At 67.0% G+C, this 25,604-nt stretch carries 25 protein-coding genes and 1 tRNA gene; 18 read left to right on the top strand and 8 right to left on the bottom strand.

Annotated elements, in window-relative coordinates:
* Window positions 1–9: 9 nt before the first annotated feature.
* Together AC5JBD_RS12515 and AC5JBD_RS12510 are read right to left on the bottom strand one after the other, a co-directional pair.
* Window positions 10–693 carry a glutathione S-transferase family protein gene (locus tag AC5JBD_RS12515; protein ID WP_495722150.1) on the bottom strand — a complete coding sequence of 228 codons (684 nt, stop codon included), beginning with the start codon at window positions 691–693 and terminating at the stop codon, window positions 10–12.
* Between the two features lie 87 nt (window positions 694–780).
* Window positions 781–1,401, bottom strand: a complete 621-nt coding sequence (locus tag AC5JBD_RS12510; RefSeq protein WP_495722149.1) for an FMN-dependent NADH-azoreductase — start codon at window positions 1,399–1,401, stop codon at window positions 781–783.
* A 76-nt stretch (window positions 1,402–1,477) separates the two neighbouring features.
* Here AC5JBD_RS12510 and AC5JBD_RS12505 point away from each other — a divergent pair, with 76 nt between their 5' ends.
* The 9 genes from AC5JBD_RS12505 (at window position 1,478) to cysC (ending at window position 11,961) form a co-directional block, all read left to right on the top strand.
* A complete protein-coding gene (locus AC5JBD_RS12505; protein ID WP_495722148.1) occupies window positions 1,478–2,446 on the top strand; it encodes a LysR family transcriptional regulator in 969 nt (322 codons plus the stop codon).
* Between the two features lie 29 nt (window positions 2,447–2,475).
* The gene (locus tag AC5JBD_RS12500) at window positions 2,476–4,317 is read left to right on the top strand and encodes a DUF885 domain-containing protein (protein ID WP_495722147.1); all 1,842 of its coding nucleotides are present in this window, start codon (window positions 2,476–2,478) and stop codon (window positions 4,315–4,317) included.
* A gap of 12 nt (window positions 4,318–4,329) precedes the next feature.
* On the top strand, window positions 4,330–4,455 hold the full coding sequence (locus AC5JBD_RS12495) for a hypothetical protein (protein ID WP_495722146.1): 126 nt from the start codon (window positions 4,330–4,332) through the stop codon (window positions 4,453–4,455).
* Window positions 4,455–4,634, top strand: a complete 180-nt coding sequence (locus AC5JBD_RS12490; protein ID WP_495722145.1) for a hypothetical protein — start codon at window positions 4,455–4,457, stop codon at window positions 4,632–4,634. The genes AC5JBD_RS12495 and AC5JBD_RS12490 overlap by 1 nt, the downstream gene beginning before the upstream one ends.
* A gap of 165 nt (window positions 4,635–4,799) precedes the next feature.
* Entirely contained in the window at window positions 4,800–5,096 is a 297-nt protein-coding gene (locus AC5JBD_RS12485) for a DUF3297 family protein (protein WP_495722144.1), read from the top strand.
* Window positions 5,093–6,313 carry a cysteine desulfurase-like protein gene (locus tag AC5JBD_RS12480; RefSeq protein ID WP_495722143.1) on the top strand — a complete coding sequence of 407 codons (1,221 nt, stop codon included), beginning with the start codon at window positions 5,093–5,095 and terminating at the stop codon, window positions 6,311–6,313. The genes AC5JBD_RS12485 and AC5JBD_RS12480 overlap by 4 nt, the downstream gene beginning before the upstream one ends.
* 62 nt (window positions 6,314–6,375) lie before the next feature.
* On the top strand, window positions 6,376–9,231 hold the full coding sequence (locus AC5JBD_RS12475) for a M16 family metallopeptidase (RefSeq protein WP_495722142.1): 2,856 nt from the start codon (window positions 6,376–6,378) through the stop codon (window positions 9,229–9,231).
* On the top strand, window positions 9,228–10,139 hold the full coding sequence (cysD, locus tag AC5JBD_RS12470) for a sulfate adenylyltransferase subunit CysD (RefSeq protein WP_495722141.1): 912 nt from the start codon (window positions 9,228–9,230) through the stop codon (window positions 10,137–10,139). The genes AC5JBD_RS12475 and cysD overlap by 4 nt, the downstream gene beginning before the upstream one ends.
* Before the next feature lies 1 nt (window position 10,140).
* A complete protein-coding gene (cysC, locus tag AC5JBD_RS12465; RefSeq protein WP_495722140.1) occupies window positions 10,141–11,961 on the top strand; it encodes an adenylyl-sulfate kinase in 1,821 nt (606 codons plus the stop codon).
* On the opposite strand, the gene AC5JBD_RS12460 is transcribed toward cysC, so the two are convergent.
* Window positions 11,962–12,150, bottom strand: a complete 189-nt coding sequence (locus tag AC5JBD_RS12460; RefSeq protein ID WP_495722139.1) for a DUF3008 family protein — start codon at window positions 12,148–12,150, stop codon at window positions 11,962–11,964.
* A gap of 180 nt (window positions 12,151–12,330) precedes the next feature.
* Between AC5JBD_RS12460 and katG the strand changes: the two genes are divergently transcribed.
* On the top strand, window positions 12,331–14,568 hold the full coding sequence (gene katG, locus AC5JBD_RS12455) for a catalase/peroxidase HPI (RefSeq protein WP_495722138.1): 2,238 nt from the start codon (window positions 12,331–12,333) through the stop codon (window positions 14,566–14,568).
* Window positions 14,569–14,715: 147 nt separating this feature from the next.
* Here the strand turns inward: katG and AC5JBD_RS12450 are convergent.
* Window positions 14,716–14,802 (bottom strand) — tRNA-Leu (locus AC5JBD_RS12450).
* A 94-nt stretch (window positions 14,803–14,896) separates the two neighbouring features.
* Here AC5JBD_RS12450 and AC5JBD_RS12445 point away from each other — a divergent pair.
* From AC5JBD_RS12445 to AC5JBD_RS12430, 4 genes are all read left to right on the top strand, one after another.
* On the top strand, window positions 14,897–15,844 hold the full coding sequence (locus AC5JBD_RS12445) for a complex I NDUFA9 subunit family protein (protein ID WP_495722137.1): 948 nt from the start codon (window positions 14,897–14,899) through the stop codon (window positions 15,842–15,844).
* Window positions 15,845–15,940: 96 nt separating this feature from the next.
* Window positions 15,941–16,741 (top strand): undecaprenyl-diphosphate phosphatase, encoded by an 801-nt coding sequence (locus AC5JBD_RS12440; protein ID WP_495722136.1) that lies wholly within the window; start codon window positions 15,941–15,943, stop codon window positions 16,739–16,741.
* Window positions 16,742–16,841: 100 nt separating this feature from the next.
* On the top strand, window positions 16,842–17,312 hold the full coding sequence (locus tag AC5JBD_RS12435; protein WP_495722135.1) for a hypothetical protein: 471 nt from the start codon (window positions 16,842–16,844) through the stop codon (window positions 17,310–17,312).
* A gap of 61 nt (window positions 17,313–17,373) precedes the next feature.
* Window positions 17,374–18,045, top strand: coding sequence for a glutathione S-transferase family protein (locus AC5JBD_RS12430; protein ID WP_495722134.1), 672 nt, complete (start codon window positions 17,374–17,376; stop codon window positions 18,043–18,045).
* A 28-nt stretch (window positions 18,046–18,073) separates the two neighbouring features.
* On the opposite strand, the gene AC5JBD_RS12425 is transcribed toward AC5JBD_RS12430, so the two are convergent.
* Window positions 18,074–18,298, bottom strand: coding sequence for a hypothetical protein (locus AC5JBD_RS12425; RefSeq protein WP_495722133.1), 225 nt, complete (start codon window positions 18,296–18,298; stop codon window positions 18,074–18,076).
* 125 nt (window positions 18,299–18,423) lie between these two features.
* Window positions 18,424–19,149, bottom strand: a complete 726-nt coding sequence (gene ubiG / locus AC5JBD_RS12420; protein WP_495722132.1) for a bifunctional 2-polyprenyl-6-hydroxyphenol methylase/3-demethylubiquinol 3-O-methyltransferase UbiG — start codon at window positions 19,147–19,149, stop codon at window positions 18,424–18,426.
* A 66-nt stretch (window positions 19,150–19,215) separates the two neighbouring features.
* Here ubiG and AC5JBD_RS12415 point away from each other — a divergent pair, with 66 nt between their 5' ends.
* Complete coding sequence (locus AC5JBD_RS12415; RefSeq protein ID WP_495722131.1) at window positions 19,216–20,457, top strand: aspartate kinase; 1,242 nt, start codon at window positions 19,216–19,218, stop codon at window positions 20,455–20,457.
* Entirely contained in the window at window positions 20,454–21,491 is a 1,038-nt protein-coding gene (locus AC5JBD_RS12410) for an NAD(P)H-dependent flavin oxidoreductase (RefSeq protein WP_495722130.1), read from the top strand. The genes AC5JBD_RS12415 and AC5JBD_RS12410 overlap by 4 nt, the downstream gene beginning before the upstream one ends.
* A gap of 21 nt (window positions 21,492–21,512) precedes the next feature.
* On the opposite strand, the gene AC5JBD_RS12405 is transcribed toward AC5JBD_RS12410, so the two are convergent.
* Together AC5JBD_RS12405 and AC5JBD_RS12400 are read right to left on the bottom strand one after the other, a co-directional pair.
* A complete protein-coding gene (locus tag AC5JBD_RS12405; RefSeq protein ID WP_495722129.1) occupies window positions 21,513–22,220 on the bottom strand; it encodes an NAD-dependent deacylase in 708 nt (235 codons plus the stop codon).
* Between the two features lie 627 nt (window positions 22,221–22,847).
* Window positions 22,848–24,059, bottom strand: coding sequence for a winged helix-turn-helix domain-containing protein (locus AC5JBD_RS12400; protein ID WP_495722128.1), 1,212 nt, complete (start codon window positions 24,057–24,059; stop codon window positions 22,848–22,850).
* Window positions 24,060–24,126: 67 nt separating this feature from the next.
* On the opposite strand from AC5JBD_RS12400, the gene dapB reads away from it, so the two are divergent.
* Both dapB and nth read left to right on the top strand, forming a co-directional pair.
* A complete protein-coding gene (gene dapB, locus AC5JBD_RS12395) occupies window positions 24,127–24,825 on the top strand; it encodes a 4-hydroxy-tetrahydrodipicolinate reductase (protein ID WP_495722127.1) in 699 nt (232 codons plus the stop codon).
* The gene (gene nth / locus AC5JBD_RS12390; protein ID WP_495722126.1) at window positions 24,822–25,508 is read left to right on the top strand and encodes an endonuclease III; all 687 of its coding nucleotides are present in this window, start codon (window positions 24,822–24,824) and stop codon (window positions 25,506–25,508) included. The genes dapB and nth overlap by 4 nt, the downstream gene beginning before the upstream one ends.
* Window positions 25,509–25,604: the final 96 nt, after the last annotated feature.

Genomic DNA, 25,604 nt, shown 5'->3' with positions numbered 1-25,604 from the left:
AAATCCAGCTCAAGCCGTTTCGGCGAGCGCTGCGGTGGCGAGATAGCCACCCTTTTCACGGACATAATCCCGCAGGCGATCCTGGAAGTCGGCGACGACCGCGTCGCGCACGCTCGGCCGCTTCGCCAGCGCCTGCCGCCAAGCGGCGAGTTTGGGCTTGCCCTCGAACAGCTTATGGTCGGTCAGCCGGTCGAACAGGTCGAAGTAGCGGAACGCCGGAGCGAAGGCTGCATCGACGATGCTGAACTGCTGGCCCGCGAAGAACGGGCCCTGCCCGAGCTGCGCCTCGAGCCGCTCGAACTTGGCCGCTATCGCGTCGCGCTTCGCCTCGAACGTCTCCCGGTCGGGCGTCGTGTAGAAGCCGTAGATGTCCGCCAGCGTCGCCGACGCGAACTCGATCCACGCGCGGTGCCGCGCCTTCTCGAGCGGCTCGGCGGGATGAAGCCGCGGCTCCAGCACCTCGTCCAGATATTCGGCGATCACCGCGCTCTCAAACAGCACCTGCTCCTTGCCGTCCTGCTCCACCACCAGCACCGGCACCTTGCCGAGCGGCGACAGCTTCAGGAACCAGTCCGGCTTGTTGGCGAGGTCGATATCAACTCGCTCGAACTCCACGCCCTTCTCCAGCAGCAGGATCGCGGCGCGCTGCACATAGGGGCAGAGCGGAAAGCTGATCAGACGAAGCTTGGCCATGTTCTTGTCTCCCTGTGGGTTGATCCGCCCGCCCCGCGAGGAGGGGGCATGGTCCGGCAGAGCGGGCGGATCGAGGCGCCGGCTGTGTTACGCAGCCAGCGCCAATTCGGTTGCCGCGATCCCGTCGAGCTGGGCGACGGCGGCGGCGATCGCCTCCTCGGCTCCGAAGGCGAGCTTCTCGACGCGGACGAAGTTCACGTCGTCCACGCCCATGAAGCCGAGCAAGGTGCGGATATGCGGCTCCTGGCTGTCCATCGCAGCCGCGGGACCCTCGCTGTAGAAGCCGGCGCGCGTCTCGATCACGATCGCCTTCTTGCCCTTGATCAGCCCTTCGGGACCGGTCTCGGTATATTGGAACGTCACCCGGGCGCGCAGGACGTGGTCGAACCAGGCCTTCAGTGTCGAGGGCATGCCGAAATTGTACATTGGCGCGCCGATCACGATCAGGTCCGCTTCGCGAAGCTCGTGGATGAGCGTGTCGGAAAGACCCAGCGCAGCCTCGGCGGCCTCGGTCTCCGCGGGTGCGCCGCGGATGGCGCCGACCGTCTCCTCGGTCAGATGCGGGATCGGCGCCCGGCCAATGTCGCGGCGAACGATCTGAACGCCCGGCCGCACCTTAAGGAGATGGTCCGCGAACTCGGCGGTGAGCTTGCGCGACACGGACGCTTCGCCGGTCGCGGCGCTGTCGATGATGAGAACCTTGGTCATGCCTTCCTCCGTGAACTTGATGGAAGGGAGATAAGGCGATAGAGGTGTTGCGAGTAGGCATTCAACCCGCACCCTGGTGTTGCAGATCATGGAACGCTCATCGGTCGACATGCTCGACGTCCTCGCCTTTGTCCGAGTGGCCGAGACCGGCGCCTTCGCCCGTGCCGGCGAGCGCATGGGGATCTCGAAATCGGTGCTGAGCCGCCGCGTCGCAAGGCTGGAGGAGCAACTGGGCGCTCGCCTCCTCACCCGCACCGCCCAGGGCGCGCAGCCGACCGATATCGGCCAGGCCTATTACGAGCGCGCCGCCAACATCCTCGCGGAGCTGGAGGCGGCGCAGGAGATCGTCGCCGACGCAGTGACACAGGTCGCCGGCCCGATCCGGCTCAGCGCGCCCGTCTCGTTCGGGACCAAGCATCTCGCCCCTGCCCTCGTCGAGTTCGCCCGCACTCATCCGAAGGTGGAGCTCGACGTCTCGCTGGACGACAAGCGCGTCGACCTGGTCGGCGGCGGCTTCGACCTCGCCGTTCGCATCGGCAAGCTGCCGGATTCCTCGCTGAAGGCGCGGCGGCTCACCACCGTTCGCGCGTCGGTGCTCGCCAGCCCCGCTTATCTGGCCGAGCGCGGCCGCCCCGAGCACCCCCGCGACCTCAACGGCCACGACCTGCTCTTCTACGCCAACCTCGCCATGTCGGAGCAGTTCCGCTTCAAGATCGGCAACCGAATGGAGCAAGCGCAGGGAAATATGCGCATGCGCGCCGACAGCGGCGAGATGCTGAAGGCCGCTGCCTGCGCCGGCCTCGGCATCGTCACCCTGCCCAATTTCATCGCCTCCGACGCGATCCAGTCGGGCGAGCTGGAGCCGATCCTGCGCGACTACCCGATCCCGGAAGTCGACATGCACGCCGTCATGCCGCCCGGCCGCGCCACCACCGCCCGCGTCCGCGCCCTCGTGGATTTCCTCGCCGAGCGCTTCGGTCCGGAGCCCGAGTGGGACCCATGCAATGCCGCCGAGGGTGGACGCTCGGACCAGGGCCGCTACTAAGACTCCCCAACCTAACCAGGGAAAATCCTTTGACGACCAAGCTCTCCGTCGCCGCTTTGCTGCTTGCCGCCACCGCCTGTGCCACACCTCAGCCGCAGGCGAGCGCGCCCGCTTCCCCAGCACCCGTCTCCGTCGCGGCCGATCCACGTGCCGAGGACCAGCGGCTGCTCGCTTTCCTCGACCGGGCGTTCGACGAGTCGATCGCCTCCAGCCCGGAGACGCTGACAGCGCTCGGCAGCAAGCAGGATTACGGCAGGCTCAACGACTATACCGACGCGCAGGCGGAACGGCAGCGGGCGCTTGCCGAGCGGCAGCTCGCCCAGATGAAGGCCGAGTTCGACGTCGCGAAGCTGAGCCCGGCCGGCCAGCTCAGCTACCGCATGTTCGAGAATGGCGTCGTCCGCGGCCGCGAGCAGTTCCAGTGGCGCAAGCACCGCTTCCCGATCTCGACCAACGGCAGCCCGGCAGGCCAGATCCCCGTCTTCCTGATCAACCAGCACCGCGTCGACACGGTCGCCGACGCCGAAGCCTACATCTCGCGCCTGCGTGAAGTGGAGCGGGTGATGGGCGAGGTCTCCGCCAATGTCCGCGAGCAGGCCCGGACGGGCATCGTCCCGCCGAAGTTCGTCTTCGCGCCGGTCCGCGCCGACGCCCGCAAGATCCTGACTGGCGCTCCCTTCGACAGCGGCGCCGACGGCACCGTTCTGGCCGACTTCACCAAGAAGGTGAACGCGCTCCAGGCGCCGGTCGAGGAGAAGCAGCGCCTGATCGCCGAGGCGAAGGCGGCGCTGACCGGCCCGTTCCGCCGCGGCTACGACACGATGTTTGCAGCGCTGGACGCGATCGAGCCGCAGGCGACCAGCAATGACGGTGCATGGCGCCTTCCCAATGGCGCTGACTTCTACGCCTCTGCGCTGCGCTTCTCGACCACCACGGATATGAGCGCCGACCAGATCCACCAGCTCGGCCTCGACCAAGTCCGGCGCATCCATGGGGAGATGGAGCGGATCAAGAACCAGGTCGGCTTCAAGGGCACGCTCCAGCAATTCTTCCAGCACATCAACAATGGCGCCGAGTTCAAATATCCGAACACGGAGGAGGGCAGGCAGCGTTACCTCGCCGACGCGCGCGGCTTCATCGATCAGGTGATGGCCGTTGCCCCGACCTGGTTCCGCCGCCTGCCCAAGGCCCCGCTGGAGGTGCGCGCGGTCGAGACGTGGCGCCAGGAGACGGCCTCGGTCGCCTTCTACAACCGCCCCTCGCCCGATGGCTCACGCCCCGGCATCTATTACGTCAACCTCGCCGACATGAACCAGGTGCTGAAGCCTCAGACCGAGGCGATCAGCTATCATGAGGGGGCCCCCGGCCATCACTTCCAGATCGCGCTGCAGCAGGAGCTACCGGACGTGCCGAAATTCCGTCGCTTCGGCGGCTATGGCGCCTATTCGGAAGGCTGGGGTCTCTATGCCGAGGGGCTCGGCAAAGAGATGGGCTTCTACGACGAGCCCATTTCCGAGTTCGGCATGCTCTCCACCCAGATCTGGCGCGCGATCCGCCTCGTCGTCGACACCGGCCTCCACCACAAGCGTTGGACCCGCGAGCAGGCGATCGACTATTTCCGCCAGAACGGCCTCCTCTCGGAGCGCGACGCCAAGAAGGAGGTTGAGCGCTACATCAACAATCCGGGCCAGGCGACGAGCTACATGGTCGGCCAGATCAAGATCCTCGAGCTGCGCGACCGCGCGAAGCGGGAGCTCGGCGACCGCTTCGACATTCGCGACTTCCACGCCGCGGTGCTGGAAAACGGCGCGATGCCGCTCGATATTCTCGACGATCAGGTCAACGCCTATATCACATCACGCAAGAGCTGAGGGAGAGACGAGATGGCCAAGGGACAGGTGCGCAGCAACAAGGAAGCGCGGAAGCCGAAGAAGGAGGTCAAGAAGACCATCGCCGCGAAGCCGTCCACCAAGGGCAGCGGCGGCGGCCTCGGCGCCAAGGAGGATTGATGGCGGAGAATTTCGTCCGCCATCGCCAGCCATGGAAAAGTGAGGAACTCGCCAAGCTGAAGACCTTGGCGGGCAAGGGCATGGGCCTGAAGGCGATCGCCAAGGCGCTCACCCGCAGCGAGGAATCGGTGCAGGATCGGGCGAAGACGGACGGCATCAAGATCGCCAAGCTGCGCTGAGGCCCCGGGAGAAGCGCGTCACCCCCGGCGAAGGCCGGAGTCTCAGCGAGAACTTGCGCAGGCGTCTTCTCGTCCTGAGATCCCGGCCGTCGCCGGGATGACGTGCTTGGCTTCGATCCATCCGCTGGCTAATCGAGTGCCCGCAACACTTCCGAAAGCTCTCGCATGTCCGACACCCCTCCCGACCGTCTCTCGCTCAACCCGCGCAGTCCCCACTTCAACGCGGACCTGCTTCGCCGGGGCGTCGGCATCCGCTTCAAGGGCCAGGAGAAGACCAACGTCGAGGAATATTGCGTCAGCGAGGGCTGGATCCGAGTGGCCGCGGGCAAGAGCCTCGACCGCTACGGACAGCCGATGACGATCAAGCTGAGCGGTCCCGTCGAGCCTTATTATCAGGACGAACAGGACCAGGCCCCGGAGGAGCAGGCACGCGATTCCTCCGGCGACGAGTCTGCCGCTTGAGCTACGACGTCGCGGCGGTCCGTGCCGAATTCCCGGCCCTGGCGGTCGAGGATGATGGCCGCCCCCGCGTCTATTTCGACGCGCCGGGCGGCACCCAGGTTTGCCGCCGCGCGATCCGGGCGATGGTACGCCACCTCGAAGGCGGCACCGCCAATTCCGGCGGCGCCTTCGCCACTGCCGTCGCTACCGACGCGATGGCCGAAGAGGCGCATGAAGCGATGGCCGACCTGCTCGGCGGCCAGTCTTCCGAGATCGCCTTCGGCCAGAACATGACAACGCTGACGCTCGCCGTGTCGCGGGCGCTCGCGCGCCGGTTCCAGCCGGGTGACGAGATCGTCGTCACTCGCCTCGACCACGATGCCAATGTCGCGCCGTGGCTGCTGGTCGCCCGCGATGTCGGCATGGAGGTGCGCTGGCTCGACTTCGATCCTGAGACAGGGCGTCTCCGCCTCGACGAACTGCCGTCCCTCCTGAATGCCCGCACCCGCCTGGTTGCGCTTGGCGGCGCGAGCAACGCCCTCGGCACGATCAACGACGTTGCCGAAGCGGTGCGCATCGTCCGCGCCCACTCCGACGCTTTGGTCTATGTCGACGCCGTCCAGTCGGTGCCGCACATCGCCACCGACGTGCGCGCGCTCGGCTGCGACTTCCTCGCCTGCTCGCCGTACAAATTCTTCGGTCCTCACCAGGGCGTGCTCTGGGGCCGGCGCGAGCTCCTGGAGGAGCTGGAAGCCTACAAGCTGCGCCCCTCTCCCACCCTTCCCGCCGCGGTGCGCTTCGAGACCGGCACTCCCTCCTACGAAGGCATGGCCGGCACCATCGGCGCGATCGAGCATATCGCCAGCCTCGGGGCGGGCGCGACCCGTCGTGAGCGCATCGTCAGCGCGATGAACCGCGTTGCTGAATATGAGCGTGAGCTCGGCCGCCAATTCCTCCACGGCCTTTCCCGGCTCCAGCGGATGAAGCTCTACGGGCCGAACCAAATGGAAGGCCGCGTCCCAACCTTCTCCTTCACGGTCGAAGGCATGACCGCCCGCCAGGCGGCGGAACGGCTGGCCGAGCGCAACATCTTCGCCTGGTCCGGCAATTTCTACGCCAAGGAGGCGATCACGCGCCTCGGCCTAGAGGCGTCCGGCGGCCTGCTCCGCGTCGGCTTCTGCCAGTATAGCACGGCCGAAGAGGTCGACACCCTTCTGGCCGCTCTGGCGGAGCTGTAGCCTGCTGGCGGACCCGCTTGTCCTCGGTTAAGGTCGCGCGTCGCATCGGGTGGGGTATGTTCATGACGTTGAATAGGTTCGCTCTTTCGGCCTCATTGGCCGCTCTGATGCTGGCACCCCAAGTGGCGCATGCGCAGGCCCCGGCATCGCAGAAGAGCGCGCAGGCGCTGATCCCGGTTGAGCAGTTCACGCTGCCGAACGGCCTCAAGGTGATCATGCATGTCGACCGCTCCGACCCCGTTGTCGCGGTGTCGCTGAACGCCCATGTCGGTTCCGCGCGAGAAGAGCCCGGCCGCACCGGCTTCGCGCACATGTTCGAGCACCTCTTCTTCCTCGATTCGGAAAATCTCGGCAAAGGCGGGCTCGACAAGATGAGCGCCCGCATCGGCGGCTCCGGCGCGAACGGCTCGACCAGCCGAGACATCACCGACTATCTCCAGACCGTCCCCAAGGACGCGCTCGAGAAGATGATCTGGGCCGAGGCGGACAAGCTCGGCTATTTCATCAACACCGTGACCGAGCCGGTGCTCGCCAAGGAAAAGCAGGTCGTCAAGAACGAGAAGCGCCAAAGCGTCGACAACCAGCCCTATGGCCATACCGGCGCGGTGGTGGCGGAGAATCTTTATCCGGCCGGCCATCCCTATAGCTGGGAGGTGATCGGCTCGCTTGCCGACCTGGACGCGGCGACGCTGGCGGATGTCCGCAACTTCTATCGGCGCTGGTACGTGCCGAGCAACGTGTCGCTGGTCATCGCGGGCGACTTCGATCCGGCTCAGGCGCGCCAGTGGGTGGAGAAATATTTCGCCGAGATCCCGGCCGGCGCCAAGGTCGACCCGGCGCCGGTCCGCGCCGCTGGGCTCGCGACGTCCAAGTCGCTCTACCACGAGGACAATTTCGCCGAGCTGCCGCAGCTCACCATGGTCTGGCCGACCGTCACTGCCCTCCACCGCGATTATGCGCCCATCGAAGTGCTGGTGGACCTCCTCACCGACGGCAAGGAGGCGCCGCTCAACGCCGTGCTGATCGACGAGAAGAAGGTGACGAGCGAAGTCGGCGCCTTCCAGGATGCGGGCAAGGTCGCCGGCGAGACCTGGCTGACGGTTCGCGCCTTCGACGACATCGACCTCGACAGGGTCAAGGCCGCTCTCGACGAAGGCTTCGCCCGGTTCGAGCGCGAAGGCGTCGATCCCGCCGCCCTGGAGCGCGTCAAGACTCAGCAGGAAGTGGAGGTCTACGGCCAGATCGGCAGCGTCCTCGGCAAGGTCCGCCGCCTCGCCCGCTACGACCTCTACACCGGCGACCCGGCCTATGCCGATCGCGAGATCGCGGCCCTCCGCGCCGTCACGCCCGCCGACGTGATGCGGGTCTACAATGCCTATTTCAAGAACAAGCCCTTCGTGGCGGCGAGCTTCGTGCCCAAGGGCAAGGTCGACCTCGCGCTCCAGGGCGCGACCCAGGCCAAGGTCGTCGAGGAGCCGATCGTCCAGGGCGCCGAGGCTGCCGTCGATGCGAGCGCCGCCGCGACCTATGCGCGCACGCCCTCCAGCTTCGACCGCACCGTCGAGCCGCCCTACGGGCCCCGGCCCGCGGTCAACCTCCCGGCGGTATGGCAGGCCCAGCTTCCGAACGGCCTCCGCGCGCTCGGCATCGAGGATAACGAGCTCCCGCTCGCCCGCTTCGAGCTGGCGATCAAGGGCGGCCGCCTGATGGACAGCCTCGACAAGCCCGGCACCGCGGCCCTGCTCGCTCGGATGTTCACCCGCGGCACTGCCCGCCGCACACCCGCCGAGCTCGAGAATGCGCTGAAATCGCTGGGCGCCGAAGTGCAGGCCGAGGCGCGCAACGAGCATTTCGTCATTTCCGGCCGCACCCTCGCCCGCAATTTCGACAAGACCATGGACCTGGTCGAAGAGATGCTGCTCCAGCCGCGCTGGGACACCGAAGAACTCGCCATCCAGAAGGCGGCCACCGTCAGCGACATCCAGAGCGAGAAGGTCGAGGCCAACGCGGTCGCCGCCCGCGCCTTCGAATACGCTACCTTCGGCGACAAGCACATCTATTCGCGCAACCCGCTCGGCAGCGAGAAGTCGGTCGCGGCGACGACGATGGAGGATTTGAAGCGCTTCCACGCCGCCAATCTCGCGCCGAACCTCGCCAGCTTCCGCGTCGTCGGCGCGGTGCCGCAGGCGCGGGTGCAGACGGCGCTTGCCGATCTCGGCAGCCGCTGGACGCGCCGAGACGTGCGCATTCCCGCCTATCCGCAGCCGCAGGCGCCCACGGCGTCGAAGATCCTCTTCTACGACCTGCCGGGCGCGAAGCAGTCGACTTTCGCCTTCGGTTATCCCGCGCTCCGCCGCTCCGACGAGAATTACTATCCGGCGACGGTGATGAACTACATCCTGGGCGGCGGCGGCTTCGCCTCGCGCCTGACGCAGGAGCTGCGCGAGGGCAAAGGCTATACCTACGGCATCGGCTCCGGCTTCGGCGGCGGCGAGAGCTACGGCACCTTCCAGATCGGCAGCGGCGTGCGAGCCAATGTGACGCTGGAGGCGGCCGAGCTCACCAGGAAGATCGTCAGCGATCTCGCCACCACCTACACGCCCGCTGACCTCGACGTGACCAAGAGCTTCCTCACCAAGAGCCGCGCCCGCTCGTTCGAGACCACCGACGCCAAACTGCGTTACCTCGGCAACATCGCCGATTACGGCCTCCCGCTCGATTATCCGAAGCAGGAGCAGGCGATCGTCGACGCGATGACGGTCGACCAGGTCAAGACGCTCGCCGGCCGCTACCTCCGTCCGACCGCGATGACTTACGTGATCGTCGGCGATGCGGCGACCCAGGCGAAGCGCCTCGAGGCGCTCGGCTTCGGTGCGCCGGTGTTGATCAACGAGGAGCTGAAGCGGGTCCAGGAGTGACGCAGCGACCGCCGAGCCTCAGCCACCTCGACCAGCTCGAGGCGGAGAGCATCCATATTCTCCGCGAAGCCGTCGCGGAGACGGCACGGCCGGTGATGCTCTACTCGGCCGGCAAGGACAGCGCGGTGATGCTGCACCTGGCGCGCAAGGCCTTCCATCCCGCGCCGCCGCCCTTCCCGCTCCTCCACGTCGACACGATGTGGAAGTTCCGGGCGATGTACGAGCATCGCGACCGCATGGCAGCGGAAGCCGGCATGGAGCTGATCGTCCATCGCAATCCGGACGCGGAGGCGCAGGGGATCAATCCCTTCGACCACGGCCCCGCCCACACCGAGCTGTGGAAGACGGAAGGGCTGAAGCAGGCGCTGGCCAGGCACGGCTTCACCGCCGCATTCGGCGGCGCCCGCCGCGACGAGGAAGCCAGCCGCGCCAAGGAGCGGATCGTCTCGGTCCGCTCCGCCACCCATCGCTGGGATCCGAAGAGCCAGCGCTCCGAACTCTGGCGGCTCTACAATATGCGCGTCGCCGGCGGCGATACCTTGAGGGTCTTCCCACTCTCGGATTGGACCGAGCTCGACGTCTGGCGCTACATCGCGGCGCAGGATGTGCCGGTCGTCCGCCTCTATTTCTCCGCGCCCCGCCCCACCGTCGAGCGCGACGGCGCGATCCTGATGGTCGACGATGAGCGGTTCCGCTTCGCGCCCGGAGAAGCCGCGGAGGAACGGCGCATCCGCTTCCGCACCCTCGGCTGCTATCCGCTCAGCGGCGCGATCGAGAGTGAGGCATCCTCCGTCGCCGACATCATCGAGGAGCTCACCGCCTCCACCTTCTCCGAGCGGCAGGCGCGACTGATCGACCGCGAACCCTCCGCCAGCATGGAGATGAAGAAGCAGGCCGGCTATTTCTGACATGACCGCGGCTGCGCCCAAATCCCTGCTCCGCTTCCTCACCTGCGGCTCCGTCGATGACGGCAAGTCGACCCTGCTCGGGCGGCTGCTGTTCGAGACCGGCAGGATCCCCGATGACCAGCTCGCGGCCCTCCAGGCGAGCAGCCGCGGCCGCGAGATCGACTATGCCCTGCTCCTCGACGGCCTCGCCGCGGAGCGCGAGCAGGGCATCACCATCGACGTCGCCTGGCGCTATTTCGAGACCGACCGGCGCAAGTTCGTCGTCGCCGACACGCCGGGGCACGAGCAATATACCCGCAACATGGTGACCGGCGCCTCCCGCGCCGACGCGGCGGTGCTGCTGGTCGACGCGCGCAAGGGCCTGCTCACCCAGACGCTGCGCCACTCCTACCTCGCGCGCCTGCTCGGCATCCGCCACATCGTGCTGGCGGTGAACAAGATGGACCTGGTCGGCTTCGACCAGGCTGTGTTCCAGGAGATCGCCAAAGCCTATTCGGCCATGGCGGGGACGCTGGACCTTCAAGTTCATGCGATCCCGCTGGCGGCCGCCCGCGGCGACAACATCACGGCCGTGAGCGACGCCACCCCCTGGTATTCGGGCCCGACCCTGCTCGATCTGCTGCACGATCTGCCTGCTGGCGAAAGCACCGCACCGACGTCCTTTGCGATGCCGGTGCAGTGGGTGAGCCGCCCGGACGCGGACTTCCGCGGCTATGCGGGCATGATCGCCGCCGGCCAGGTTGCGCCGGGCGACCCGGTGCGCCTGCTCCCTTCCGGACGCACGGCCTCGGTGTCCCGGATCGTCACGATGGACGGCGATCTCGAACAAGCCGTCACCGGCCAGTCGATCACGCTCGTCCTCGATCGCGAGCTGGACTGCTCCCGCGGCGAGATCGTCGCGGCGCCCGAAACGCCGCTGCACGTCGCCGATCAGTTCGAAGCCACCCTCGTCTGGATGGCCGAACAGCCGATGCTGCCCGGCCGCTCCTACCGCCTGAAGCTCGCAACCAGCACGGTCGGCGCCTGGGTGACCGAGCTCAAGTCCGCGACCGATGTCGAGACGCTGGAGAAGCTCGCGGCGCGGACGCTGGAGCTGAACGGCATCGGCACCGTCAACATCGCGCTCGACCGTCCCCTCCCCTTCACCTCCTATGAGGAGAGCCGGGAGCTCGGCGCCTTCATCCTGATCGACCGCGACAGCGCGGCGACGCTCGGCGCCGGCATGATCCACCACCCGCTGCGGCGCGCCGAGAACGTCCAGTGGCAGGCGATCGACGTCACGCGCGAGGCACGCGCGGCCGCCAAGAATCAGCAGCCGAAGCTGCTCTGGTTCACCGGCCTCTCCGGCGCGGGCAAGAGCACCATAGCCAACCTGGTGGACCGCAAGCTCCACGCCATGGGCAAGCACAGCTTCGTCCTGGACGGCGACAATATCCGTCACGGCCTGTCGAAGAATCTCGGCTTCACCGATGCCGAGCGTGTCGAGAATATCCGCCGCGTCGCCGAGGCGGCCAAGCTGATGACCGATGCCGGCCTCATCGTGCTCGCCGCCCTCATCTCGCCTTTCCGCGCCGAGCGCGAGATGGCCCGCCGCATCTTTCCCGCGGGCGAATTCGTGGAGATCTTCATCGACACGCCGCTCGGTGTCGCCGAAGAACGCGACCCCAAGGGCCTCTACGCCAAGGCGCGCAGCGGCGCCCTCACCAACTTCACCGGCGTCGACAGCCCCTACGAGCCGCCCGAGCACCCCGACATCCGCATCGACACCACCGCCATGACCCCTGAGGAAGCGGCCGAGGCGATCATCAGGGCAATGCTCTAGCTACTTCTTGCTGGCGTGCTCCGGCTTCCCCTTGCGCTTGGTGGAAGCCATCTTTTCAAGCTCCTTCTCGCTCATCGAGTCCGCCATGGACTTGGATGCGCCTTTCAATTTGCTCTTCGGCGTATCGCCGCGTTTCGCCGACAAGGCGGCGCCCGCCGCCTTCTGCTGGGCTCCGGACTTGGCAGGCATGGATCGTCTCCTGTGATTTCTTCCGCTGGCAGAACATTCAGGGCTTTAGGCCGGTTCCGCGCTGCGTAGAGGCGCCGCCTCTGATCGATTTTGCAATTCTCGGTGACGAAAAGAATTGGGTTTCGTCCCCGCTGCGCCAGGCCTAGCCTCCCCCGACAAATCAAAAAGGAGAGCGACGAGATGGACGCAAAGACCGGCGATATTGGTGGCGGCTGCCCGGTTGAGCGGCCGAGCACGGTGCGTTCGCTGCTCGGGCGACAGAACAAGGATTGGTGGCCCGAGTCGCTCCCGCTGGAGATCCTCAACCAGGGCGGCACCTCGCCTGATCCGATGGGCGACGATTTCGACTATGCCGCGGCGTTCAAGGCGCTCGACTACAATGCGCTGAAGGCCGACCTCACCGCGCTGATGACCGACAGCAAGCCCTGGTGGCCGGCCGATTACGGCAATTATGGCGGCCTGATGATCCGCATGGCCTGGCACGCGGCGGGCACCTACCGCACCGCCGACGGCCGCGGCGGCGCGAACAGCGGTCAGCAGCGCTTCGCCCCGCTCAATTCGTGGCCGGACAACGGCAATCTCGACAAGGCGCGCCGCCTGCTGTGGCCGATCAAGCGCAAATACGGGAAGCATATCAGCTGGGCCGACCTGTTCATCCTGGCCGGTAATGTCGCAATCGAATCGATGGGTGGCCCGGTGTTCGGCTTCGGCGGCGGTCGCCGCGACGTGTTCGAGCCCGAGCGCGATATCTACTGGGGCTCCGAAGAGCAGTTCGTCGGCCACCCCGACAACAAGACCCGCATTCTTCCCGAGGAACAGCTGGAGCTGGAGCATCCGCTCGCGGCAATCCAGATGGGCCTCATCTACGTCAATCCGGAGGGCCCCGGCGGCGTCCCCGACCCGCTGCAGTCGGCGCGCGACATCAAGATCACATTCGAGCGCATGGCGATGAACCATGAGGAGACGGTAGCGCTGACCGCGGGCGGCCACACCTTCGGCAAGGCCCATGGCGCCGGCGATCCGAGCCTGGTCGACGCCGCGCCCGAGGCGGCCGACATCGCCCTGCAGGGCCTCGGCTGGGCCAGCGCGCATGAGAGCGGCTTTGGCGAGCACACCATCACCAGCGGCATCGAGGGCAGCTGGGTGAACACCCCCACCGAGTGGTCGGAGAACTATTTCCGCCTGCTGCTGGATTACGAATATGAGCTGGTGCGGTCGCCCGCTGGGGCACAGCAGTGGCAGCCGATCAACCAGAAGCCGGAGGACATGGCGCCGGCCGCGCACGACCCCAGCAAGCGCGTGCCGACGATGATGACGACCGCCGACATGGCGCTGAAGGTCGATCCGGAGTTTCGCGCCATCTCCGAGCGGTTCCGCAACGACCATGAAGCGTTCAAGGACGCGTTCGCGCGCGCCTGGTTCAAGCTCACCCACCGCGATATGGGGCCGAAGGTCCGCTACCTCGGGCCGGAAGTGCCGGCGGAAGATCTGATCTGGCAGGATCCGGTCCCGGCCGGCTCAACCCCGTCCGCCGCTGACGTGTCCACCTTCAGGGAAAAGATCCTCGACGCCGGCTTCAGCATCGGCCAGCTGGTCAAGACCGCCTGGGCGTCGGCGTCCACCTACCGCCGGTCAGACCATCGCGGCGGCGCGAACGGCGCACGCATCCGCCTCGAGCCGCAGCGCGGCTGGGCGGTCAACGAGCCGGAGGAGCTCGGACGGGTTCTCGCCAAGATCGATGAGCTGCGTGGCTCGCTGTCGATGGCAGACGCCATCGTGCTCGCCGGCACCGCCGCGGTGGATAAGGCGGCGCGGGATGCCGGCTACAATGTCGAGGTGCCTTTCACCGGCGGCCGCGGCGATGCGACCCAGGACTGGACCGACGCCGACAGTTTCGCCGTGATGGAGCCGGTGGCCGACGGCTTCCGCAACTACCTCAAGACGAAGCACAGCGTGAAGACCGAGGAGCTGCTGCTCGACCGTGCTTCGCTGCTCGGCCTGTCGGTGCCGGAGATGACGGTGCTGCTCGGCGGTCTTCGTGTGCTCGGCGCCAACCACCAGGACAAGCCCGAGGGCGTCTTCACCAACCGCAAGGGCCAGCTCACCAACGACTTCTTCGTCAATCTGCTCGACAACGACACCTTCTGGAAGGTGGTCGACACGAGCGCCGACGAGGAGTTCATCGGCTACGACCGCGGCGGCCGGCAGGAAAAATGGCGGGCGACCCGCACCGACCTCATCTTCGGCGCCAACAGCCAGCTCCGCGCCGTCGCCGAGGTCTATGCCGAAAGCGGAAACGAGGAAAAATTCGTCCGCGACTTCGTCGCTGCCTGGACCAAGGTGATGAACGCCGACCGCTTCGACGTCCCGCAGAACCCGGACAGCGTCCAGCCGATCGGCATTGCCGAGCCGCGATGAGAAGCTGATCTCCCTCGCCGCGGTAGCTGCAGCAGAGCGCAGCCGCCGCGGCCGGGCGAGGACCTTCGCTGCTATCGTCTGGAATTCGCGCCATCACATCAGGGCGCTGCCTAGACCGCAGCGTCCTTTTCGGTGCTCTGAAAGGAATGGTGCCCAGAAGAGGACTCGAACCTCCACGCCCTTGCGAGCGCCAGCACCTGAAGCTGGTGCGTCTACCAATTCCGCCATCTGGGCACGGGGTAGGCGGCGCGCTTAGCCGCCCCCGAGCGCGCTTGTCAATGAAGAGCCGAGCGGGCATTGAGGCGCCGATTTTCAATCAGGCGAACCCATGCTTCCAGACACTTTCCGGCTGGTCACCCTGTTCGGCGGCGGCGGTTTTCTCGGCCGCTACGTCGCCCAGGCGCTCTACAAGTCGGGCGCCCGCGTCCGCATCGCGCAGCGGGATCCGCGCACCGCTTTCTTCCTGAAGCCCCTGGGCGGGCTCGGCCAGACCCAGTTCGTCGCGGCCGACATCCGCAACTCCCACCAGGTGCGCGAGGCGGTGAAGGGCAGCGACGCCGTCGTGAACCTGGTCGGAATCCTCAAGGGCAATTTCGAGGAGATCCACATCGACGGCGCCGCCAATGTGGCGGAGGCCTGCGCTGTCGAGGAGATCCGGTCGCTGGTCCACATCTCCGCCATCGGCGCGGACCCTGGAGCCGAGTCCCGCTACGGCAGCAGCAAGGGCCTGGGCGAGGAGGCGGTGCGGACCGCCGTCCCGACCGCCACCATTATCCGCCCCTCCGTCCTGTTCGGCCGCGAGGACAATTTCATCAATCGCTTCGCGTCGATGTCGCGGCTCGCGCCGGTGCTTCCGGTGATCCGCCCGACGGTCAAGCTCCAGCCTATTTATGCGGCCGATGTCGGCAAGGCGGTCACCGCCGCCGCGCTCCACCCGCGCGACCATGGCGGCAAGATCTATGAGCTAGGCGGGCCGCAGGTGCTCACCATGCGCGAGTTGATGGAGTGGATCGACGAGACCACCGGCTGGAACCGCGCCCTTGTAGACATTCCAGACTCGGCCGGCGGCCTGATCGCCCGCACGACCGGCTGGCTTCCGGGCGCGCCGATCACCTGGGACCAGTGGCTGATGCTGCAGCGCGACAATATCGTCGCGCCGGGCGCCGAGGGCCTGCGCAGCTTCGGGATCGCGCCGACGCCGCTCGCCGCCGTGTCCGAGGGGTGGCTGACCGCCTATCGCCGCGGCGGTCGCTTCGCCGCCAAGCAACCCTACTGAAACTAGTCGTCATCCCGGCGCAGGCCGGGATCTCGTGGAGACCCGCTTTGCCTTATCGTCCTGGGACCCCGGCCTTCGCCGGGGTGACGTGCTAGAATGGAATCCCTGTTCGTCATCATCATCCTCGGCATCGTCGAGGGTCTCACCGAATATCTGCCGGTCTCATCCACCGGCCACCTGATCCTGGCGACCGAGCTGCTCGGGTTCGAAGCCGAGCGCTGGGCCTTATTCAACATCGCCATTCAGCCCGGCGCGATCCTGGCTATCCTGGTGCTTTACTGGCGGACGTTCAGGGACGTGCTGGTCGGCCTCACCCGCCGCGAGCCCGCCGCGATCAAATTCGTCCGCAACCTGCTGGTCGCCTTCTTCCCGGCCGTGATCATCGGCCTGATCTTCAACGACCCGATCGAGGCTTTGCTTGAGAACGCGGTCGTTGTCGGCTGGGCGCTGATCATCGGGGGTATCGCGATCCTGATCGTCGAACGTTTCGCCAAGCCGGTCGATGCGGGCGGCGTGTCCGGGGTGACCCTCCGCCAGTCGATGGGGGTCGGCCTGGTGCAATGCCTTGCCATGATCCCCGGCGTCAGCCGCTCCGGCGCCACCATCCTGGGCGCAATGAGCCTCGGCGTCGACCGCAAGACCGCGGCGGAGTTCAGCTTCTTCCTCGCCGTGCCGACCCTCACCGGCGCCACCGTCCTCCAACTCGCCAAGCATCGCGACGAGATCACCCCGGATCTCATCGGCGAGATCGGCCTCGGCGCGCTGGTGTCGTTCATCGTGGCCCTGGTGGTGGTGAAGGCGTTCGTCGGCATCGTCACCCGCTACGGCTTCGCGCCATTCGCCTGGTATCGGATCGTCGCCGGCGCCGCTGCCCTGGTCTGGCTGGCGGCGCGCTGACGTTCAGATTAGGCTCATCCCTCAAGGCTATAAGGCGGCAACGAGTCGCCCCCGAGCGCGTTGTTCGCACGCGCCGCTGATGTACGTGAGGAGGCCTATTTTGCGTAAGCTCATTCTTGCCGCGGCCGCGATGGCCTTCGCTTTCCCCGCCGCGGCGTCGGCCCAGTCTTCGCCGAGTTTCCCGGAGGAGATGGACGAGGAGATCGCCCGTAGCCTGCCGCATCCGGCCGAGGTCGAGGCCATGGCAGACGCCGCGGGTCGCGCCGCCGAGGCCGTGATCGACGTGCCGATCGGCGGAGTCATCCAGGCGATCGACCCCACCCGCCGCGTCCGCCGCGACGACACCATCGCCGACGTATCGCGCGATCCTTACCTTCGCGATCGCATCCGCGACTCCGTCGATGACGTCGCGATCGAGATGGGCGACGTGATGGCGCAGGTCGCCGTCGTCGCCCCGGCGCTCAGGCGCTCGCTCGCCGATCTCGAGCGCAATCTCGACCGCGCCATCTACGACGCCCGCCGCAGCCGCAGTCGCGATTACTATCCAGATTACGAATATCGTCGCCGTTAAAGGCGATTAGCTAAACTCAGAGTTTACCCAGCGCGCCGTGACGCTAATAGTCGCGGCGCGCATGTGGCAACTATACCAATTCCCCCTCTGTCCTTTCTCCCGCAAGGTCCGGCTGATGCTGGGCGAGAAAGGCGTGCCGCACGAGCTCGTCCGCGAGTCACCCTGGGCGCGGCGTGACGAGTTCCTCGACCTCAACCCCGCCGGCCAGACGCCGGTGCTGGTCGAGGAAAAGGGCACGATCCTCATCGACTCCAACGCGATCTGCGAATATTTCGAGGAGACGGTCGAAAAGGCGCCGATGATTCCGGGCACCGCCCGCGATCGCGCCGAGGTGCGGCGGCTCGTCGCCTTCTTCGACGACCGGCTCTACGGCGACGTGGTCGGCCCGTTGCTCGAAGAGCGAATGCGCAAACGCATCGTCAACCGCGACCCCCCCGACACGCGCGTGCTTCGCGAGGCGATGAAGGTCGCCAACAGTCATCTCGATTATATCGATTATCTGCTCGACCACCGCCGCTGGCTGGCCGGGCCGGTGCTGAGCCTCGCCGATCTCACGGCGGCCGCCCACCTATCGGTCGCCGATTATCTTGGCGGCCTCGACTGGCGCAGCCACAAGCAGACGACCGACTGGTATGCCGTCATGAAGTCGCGGCCGAGCTTCCGCCCGTTCCTTGGCGAACGGATGGAAGTGATCGTCCCGCCGGCCCACTATGACAAAGTGGACTTCTTCTGACCCGACAGCGGGACGGCCTCGTCCTGTCTTACGCGGCTTCCAGCTGCCTGCTGTTCGACGCGCTGTAGCTCAGGAACTGATTGAGAAGCTGCTGCTGCCTCAGCAGAGCGTCCACGAAGATCAGTTCCTGCCTTGCCCAATCCAGGAAATGTGCGGTGTCGCGCGATATGTTGCGCTGCTGATCCTCGACATAGGAGATGGCGGTCATGAGCAGCACGCGCCGGCGCTCGAGCCGGTAACGATCTTGCGGCAATCTGTCCTCCCTTCAAGCTACGCGCCGGCTGATTTTTTCTTATACCGGCCGCGAAACTATACTTAACAATCTCCGCTACAGCTAGTGTTGTTGTCTCTTCCCCGGAACGATCCGGCGCACGCCCTTCAGAGCCTCTTTGCGGTTACGAAATAATCGAGCGAAAGATCATCCGTCAGGCTGAATCCGCTCATCGGGTTCCAGCCAATTCCCGTCCGGTCCACGATCTCCAGCCCCGCGTCGCGAAGCAGCGCGCATAGTTCGTCGGGGCTCAGGAACTTCTCCCAGTCGTGGGTGCCGCGGGGAATCCGCCCGGTCCCCTCTCCCACCACAATCATCAGCAGGCGCGACCAGGCCGTGCGGTTCGGCGTCGACAGGATCAGCAGGCCGTCGGGGGCCAGCGCGTCCGCCAGTCCCTGCACGAACAGGCGCGGCTCGTTCACATGCTCGATCACCTCGAGGCTGGTGATGAGGTCGTAGGGAGCGGTCAGCGCCTCGACGCTGCCGACGCGGTAGTCGATGGCGAGCCCCTGCCCTTCGGCGTGAATGCGCGCGGCCGCGACATTCTCCGGCGCAGGATCGACGCCGGCAACCTCCGCGCCGAGCCGGGCGAGCGGCTCGGCCAGCAGGCCCGCGCCGCAGCCCACGTCCGCCGCGCGCTTGCCGGCGAGCGGCCGGCGGTGGCACTCGTCGAGGCTCCAATGATGATCGATCTGGTCGCGTATGTAGCCGAGCCGCACCGGGTTCAGCCGGTGGAGCATGGCGGACGAGCCCCGGGGATTCCACCAGTCCGCCGCCATCCGGCCGAAATGCTCGGCCTCGCGGGGATCGATGGTCGAGCCAGACGTTGCCATACGTGGCCCTTACGCCCTCGCGGCGCGCTTGTCGAAGCCCTTCCCGCCCCCTATCAGCCGCCCCGCATGGCCCGCATCGTGATGAAATTCGGCGGCACCTCGATGGCCGGCATCGAGCGCATCCGCCACGTCGCGGGGCTGGTGAAGCGCGAGGCGGAGCGCGGCAACCAGGTCGCCGTGGTTGTCTCCGCCATGGCCGGCGAGACCGATCGCTTGATCCAGTTCTGCCGCGAGGCCTCCTCGCTCTACGATCCGCGCGAATATGACGTGGTCGTCGCCTCGGGCGAGCAGGTGACGAGCGGCCTTCTCGCCATCACACTCCAGGGCATGGGCCTCAACGCCAAGAGCTACATGGGCTGGCAGCTCCCGATCCGGACCAGCGGCCACGCCGCCGCCCTTATCGAGGGCATCGATGCGGACGTGCTGGAGCGCGTCTTCGAAGGCGGCGGCATCGCAGTCATTCCGGGGTTTCAGGGGGTGTCGGCAGATGGCGACGTCGCCACTCTCGGCCGCGGCGGTTCCGATACGTCGGCGGTGGCACTGGCGGCGGCGGTGAAGGCCGATCGCTGCGACATCTACACCGACGTCGACGGTGTCTACACGACCGATCCGCGCATCGTGCCCAAGGCGAAGAAGCTCCCGATCATTACCTTCGAGGAAATGCTGGAGCTGGCGAGCGTTGGAGCCAAGGTGCTGCAGACGCGCTCCGTCGGCCTGGCGATGCGCGAGCGGGTGCCGATCACGGTGCTGTCCTCATTCGAGGACAAGCCCGGCACCCTCGTCGTCGCCGACGAGGAATTGGAAGGATATGAAATGGAACGGCAGCTCGTCACCGGCATCGCCTACGACAAGAACGAGGCGCGGGTGACGCTGACCGGCCTGCCCGATGTTCCCGGCACGGTTGCGGCGATCTTCGCGCCGCTCGCCGACGCCGGCATCAACGTCGACATGATCGTCCAGAGCGTGCCCCGGGCCGGGGCGGAGAGCACCCTCACCTTCACCGTCCCGACCGCTTCCCTTGCCCACAGCGTCGAAGCGCTCGAGAAGGCGCGGGAGAGCATCGGCTTCGCCGAGATCCTGACCGACACCGACGTCGTCAAGGTGAGCGCGGTCGGCGTCGGCATGCGCTCCAACGCCGGCATCGCCGCACAGATGTTCCAGGCCCTGGCCGGCCGCGGCATCAACATCCTCGCCATCACCACCTCGGAAATCAAAGTGTCCGTGCTGATCCCCGAAGACTATACCGAGCTCGCCGTCCGCGTGCTCCACACCACCTACGGCCTCGACGACACGGGAGCGGCGGCATGAGCGAGGCGGACACGATCAGCATCGGCCACGACCGTCTCAACCGGCTGATGAAGCGCGGCACCGACTTCCTCGGCTGCGAGGTCGCGATCATGGGCGGCGCGATGAGCTGGATCTCGGAGCGCAATCTCGTCTCCGCCCTCTCCAATGCCGGCGCCTTCGGCGTGATCGCCTGCGGGGCGATGACTCCGGACCTGCTGGATCGCGAGATTGCCGAGACCAAGGTGCGCACCGACCGCCCATTCGGCGTCAACCTCATCACCATGCACCCGCAGCTCACCGAGCTGATCGAGGTCACCCGCCGCCACACCGTGGGCCATGTCGTCTTCGCCGGCGGCCTTCCCCCTGCCGGGTCGATCGACAAGGTCAAGGAAGGCGGCGCCAAGCTGATCTGCTTCGCCCCCGCCCTCGCCCTCGCCAAGAAGCTGATCCGCTCCGGCGTCGACGCTTTGGTGATCGAGGGGATGGAGGCAGGCGGCCATATCGGCCCGGTCTCCACCTCGGTCCTCGCTCAGGAGATCTTGCCTGAGGTCGCATCCGAGGTCCCGGTCTTCGTCGCCGGCGGCATCGGCCGCGGCGGCGCCATCGCCGGCTATCTCGAAATGGGCGCTGCCGGCGTGCAGCTCGGCACCCGCTTCGTCTGCGCGCACGAATGCATTGCCCACCCGAACTTCAAGAAGGCCTTCATCCGCGCCTCGGCCCGTGACGCGATCCCCAGCGTCCAGATCGATCCGCGCCTCCCGGTGATCCCCGTCCGCGCGCTCAAGAACCGCGAAATGGAGAATTTCTCCGCCAAGCAGATCGAGGTCGCCAAGCTGCTCGACGAGCAGAAGGTCGAGATGGCGGAGGCCCAGCTCCAGATTGAGCATTACTGGGCCGGCGCCCTCCGCCGCGCCGTCATCGACGGCGATGTCGAATCCGGCTCGGTCATGGCAGGCCAGTCGGTCGGCATGGTGAAGAAGGAGGAATCCGTCGCTGACATCATCCGCACGCTGGTCGATGAAGCGGCACTCGCCCTAGAACGCCGCTCCGTCTAAGCCCGTTCCCCGGAACAAGGGCTAGCCGCGCCCCGCGAGCATCTCCTCCACCCACTCCGGCACCAGTTCGCCCGCCGGTCCCATCCGGCTCTCCTCGAAGAAGAAGCTCCCCTGGCTTGGCTCGAGGTTGATCTCGAGCGTCGGCGTGCCGAGGTAGCGGGCGGTCTGTACATAACCGGCCGCCGGATAGACCGCGCCTGAAGTGCCGATAGAGACGAACAGGTCCGCCTTCATCAACGCCGCGTCGATCTCGTCCATCCGATACGGCATCTCGCCGAACCAGACGATGTCCGGCCGCAGCTTCGCCGCGCCGCATCCGGGGCAAGGCGGCCCACTCGAAAGCTCCCCCTCCCACGGCACCCGTCCGTCGCAGCCGCGGCACCAGGCGGACTTCAGCTCGCCATGCATGTGCAGCACGCGCTTCGCGCCGGCGCGCTCGTGCAGGTCGTCGACATTCTGCGTCACGATCAGCAACTCGTCCGGCCACTCGGCGTCGAGCCGCGCCAGCGCCCGATGCGCTGCGTTCGGCTCCACCTCGCCCAGCCGCGCCCGCCGCGCATCGTAGAATTTCTGCACCAGCGCCGGATCCCGCCGGAACGCCTCGGGCGTCGCCACATCCTCCACCCGGTGCCCCTCCCACAGCCCATCTGGCCCCCGGAAAGTGGCCACCCCACTCTCGGCCGAAATGCCCGCGCCAGTCAGGACAAAGATGTTTCGGATGTCACGCATTACGCCCGTTTAGCGAGCGGCCGGACCGTCTGAAATGGCCTGCAGTAATTCTCAGCCTCGCCGCTGGAACAGGAGATCCGGCCGCAGTCCTCACCTTTACAGACGATGTCGAGCTCTTCTGCACCGGCACAAGATCCCCAGCCGCGGGTGGGACTCCCTTTCCGGATCAACATCTTGTACGTCCGGGGACAGCAGCGCCGACTCGGCAGCAGGGATGGGAGGGGATGAAAATGGCCGTAAGGACGTTGGTCACAAGCTCGGCCTTGGCGATAGGAGTTGCCGCTCTTTGGGCGGGTACGGCGCTTGCGGGCCAGAATGACGGCTCCGCTCCCGCCGCACCACAGGGCAAATCGGCGAAAAACGATCCCGGCCGCAAGGTGTGCCGCAACCTGGTGCTCAGCGGAACGCGCCTCAGCACCCGCACCTGCCGCACCCAGGCGCAATGGGACGAAGCTGCACTCGCCGCACAGGAAAGCGCTCTGCAGCAGCAAACCGGCCCGGGCGGCCGGCCCGAAAGCATGCGTTCCGACGAGGCAGCCGCGATAGCGAACCGCCCTCGGTAGCTCCCGCCTCCATCTGACGAATATCCGCTTTCGATCGAGAGCAGGACATCCACACTTCAGAAGCTCAAGCCTCCACCGCGCGCCTCACTGCCTGTTTCAGTGCGGGCGCGAGATCGCCACGGCAGCTGATCTCGATCCGCTCCAGCCCCAGCCATGACGCCATCAGCTTCAGCTCCTGCGTCAGTTCCTCCGCCGTGTCCGCCGGGGCGCCCGGCTCGAGATGCGCTGCCTGGACGAGCAGAGTCCCGGCCTGTCGGTCGGCCTTCAGGTCCACGCGCGCGGCAATCTGATCGCGAAGCAGGAACGGGAGCACGTAATAGCCGTGCACACGCTTGTCCGCCGGCGTGTAGATCTCGATCCGGTAGCGGAAGTCGAACAGGCGCTCGGCGCGGGCGCGCTCCCAGACCAGCGGATCGAAAGGGACCAGCAAGGCGCGCCCCTCGGCGCCGCGCGGCCGCTTCGCATCCCTGTGCAGATAGGCGATCTCGCGCCAGCCCTTGACCTGCACGGGCAGCAGCGCTCCCTCCTCCACAAGTTCGGCGATGCGGGCTGCCGCATCACCCGGCGAGAGGCGGAAATAGTCGCGCAGGTCTCGGGCGGTGCCGATGCCGTGCGCCCGGGCGGAGCGCTCCAGCAGGTCGCGCTGCGCCTCGGCCTCGCTTGGCGTCGGCAGATCAAGGATGCGACCGGGGATGACGCGTTCGGTGAGGTCGTAGACCCGCTCGAAGCTGCTGCGGCGGGTCGCCGTGGTGATGCGGCCGGTGAGGAACAGCCATTCCAGCGCGGCCTTGGCGCTACTCCAGCCCCACCAGCCGCCATTTCCCTTCACCTCGAAGTCTGAAGCGGCGAGCGGCCCTTCCGCGACGATCCGCGCCAGCACGGCATCCGCTTCGGCGCGCCGCTCGACGCGAAACGCCTGCATCGACTTCCACCCTGCCTCCCCGCGTTCCGCCCGCGCCATCCGCCAGCGGATGAGCGGATGCAGTTCGAGCGGCAGCAGCGAAGCTTCATGGGCCCAATATTCGAACAGCCGCCGCGGCTTCCGCCAGGCCATGCCGTCGAGCAGCTCACGACGATAGGCGCCCAGCCGCGAAAAGGCAGGAAGATAATGCGCCCGCGACAGCACGTTGACGCTGTCGATCTGATGAAGTTGCAGCCGGTCCAGCAGCTTCAGCAGGTGCCGCCGCTCAAAAGGTCCGTCCGGCCGCGGCTTCGCCAGCCCCTGTGCGGCAAGCGCGATGCGGCGCGCGGCGGCGATGGAGAGGGTCTCGCTCATCCGCTACCGATCTTGCCTCGCCGCTTCACCGCGCCCATGAAGCAGCTTCCATGAGGGGCGACAAGGCATGACCGCGATCACCATCTTCGGCGCGAGCGGCCGCATGGGGCGCGCGATCGCGGAGATCGCCGCGGAGCGCGAGGACGTGACGATCGTCGGCGAGGAGCCCGACGTCTTCGTCGATTTCTCCGCCCCTGCCGCCCTCGCAGGCAATCTCGCCGAGGCCGAAGAAGCAGGTCGGCCGATTGTGATCGGCACCACCGGCCTCGAGGCCGAGCACCAGCGGCTGATCAACGATGCATCCGCCAGGATCGCGGTCTTGCAAGCCGCGAACACTTCGCTCGGCGTGAACCTCCTCGCCCATCTCGTGCGCGAGGCTGCGGCCCGGCTCGGACCCGACTGGGACATCGAGATCGTCGAGATGCACCACCGCCACAAGGCCGACGCGCCGTCGGGCACGGCCCTGCTGCTCGGCCGCGCGGCCGCCGAAGCGCGCGGCGTCAGCCTCGACGAGGTCAGCGACCGGGGTCGTGACGGGATCACCGGCCCGCGCGCGACCGGCCGTATCGGCCTTGCAGCCCTTCGCGGCGGCTCCGTCGCGGGTGAGCATCAGGTGATCTTCGCCGGTGAAGGCGAACGCCTCGAGCTCGGCCACCGCGCCGAAAGCCGCGAGATCTTCGCGCGTGGCGCGGTGCAGGCGGCGCTCTGGCTACAGGACAAGTCGGCCGGGCGCTACACGATGGCGGACGTGCTGGGCCTCGCATGAAGAAGGCCGAAGTCGCCGAGCTCTACCGCCTGCTCGCGGACCGCACCCCCAATCCCGAGACCGAGCTCCGGTCCGTCAACGACTTCACCGTGCTGGTCGCGGTCGTACTTTCCGCCCAGGCTACGGATGCCAGCGTCAATCTCGCCACGCGCGAGCTGTTCGAGACGGTCAACACGCCCCAGGCCATGCTGGATTATGGTGAGGAGCGCCTGCGCGACACGATCAAGACGATCGGCCTGTTCAACACCAAGGCGAAGAACGTCATCCTGCTCTCCAAGGTGCTCGTCGAGCAGTTCGACGGCGAGGTGCCGCGCGACCCCGACCTGCTGATGGCGCTCCCGGGCGTCGGCCGGAAGACGGCGAACGTGGTCATGAACACCGCCTTCGGTGCCGAGACCTTCGCGGTCGACACCCATGTCTTCCGCGTCTCCAACCGCACCGGTCTCGCCCCCGGCAAGAACGTGCTGGAGGTGGAACTGAAGCTGGACAAGGTGACGCCGCAGCCTTGGCGCCGGGACGCCCACCACCTCCTGATCCTCCACGGCCGCTATGTCTGCAAGGCGCGAGTGCCCGAATGCTGGCGCTGCGTGATCGCCCACATCTGCCGCTACCGACCCAAGACCCCGCCTCCGGGCACCGCACCAAAGCCCGCGCGGCGAGCGCGCTTGGACGTGGCGAAATAAGCCTCTGGCAGGCCGGCCTGCCCTTTGCTAACTCCGCGCCAGGCACCCGTAGCTCAGCTGGATAGAGCGCTGCCCTCCGAAGGCAGAGGCCACAGG

It is taken from the genome of Allosphingosinicella sp. (assembly GCF_059502505.1).
The sequence above is the reverse complement of the archived record's forward strand: the minus strand, read 5'-3'. Positions and strand labels throughout refer to the sequence as shown.